Annotated in this window: 1 protein-coding gene; it reads right to left on the bottom strand. The window is 39.2% G+C overall.

The window, feature by feature from the left end; all coding sequences use genetic code 11:
* The coding region (locus tag FA014_RS19720) for a DNA-binding protein (RefSeq protein WP_195969409.1) at window positions 1-500 on the bottom strand (500 nt) is incomplete at its 3' end.
* Window positions 501-660: the final 160 nt, after the last annotated feature.

The following is a 660-nucleotide window of genomic DNA, read 5'->3' as shown; positions in this document are numbered from 1 at the left end:
GCAACCTCCAGACGTCTTTCTTCTAAAGTGGCTTGTAAATGTTGGGTTAATAAGCGATCCCTTTTTTCTAATGTATTATTGATTCTATGTTCAAAAGCCTGAAACATTGCTTCTCTTTCTTCTTCAACTGCTTCTTTTACAGCCTCCTGTACGAGTTCCTGTAATTCCAGCCTCGATAAACGCACTTCATCTTCAATAACAGGTATCGTAATCACACCGTTATTTTCACTAGGAAACATTGATACAACAGCCTTAACGGCGTCATTTTTGCTCATATTGTTCCCTAAGAATTCTTTCAATTTCTTTAACGGCATGATATCTCTTTCAAGGTAAGCACGACGGTGATGTTCATCCCGATAAAAGGAGTATCCCTCATTTTCTAAATCAATTGACCATCTTCTTAAGTTCGATGTTGATATATCAAGGAGTTCAGCAATTTCCTTTGCCCAGTAAGACTTTAACGTTTCCTCATTTTTTACGTTTTCCGTCACGTTAACCACCTCGCTATAGCATTCTATGTGATTATAGAAAACACCTTCTCCCCCTTCGTTTTGGGGTGTGAGGCTGGCTTTTTAAATTGTGTATCTGCATTTCGGAAAAGAAATGAATCATAGGACAGTTGCTCTGGCGGTTCGGCAGGGATAATTGTTCAACCAAGCC

The sequence above is a fragment of the Cellulomonas hominis genome (assembly GCF_005239125.1).
Classification (GTDB): domain Bacteria; phylum Actinomycetota; class Actinomycetes; order Actinomycetales; family Cellulomonadaceae; genus Cellulomonas; species Cellulomonas hominis_A.
Note: the sequence above shows the minus strand (reverse complement) of the source record. Positions and strands in the feature narration are given on the sequence as shown.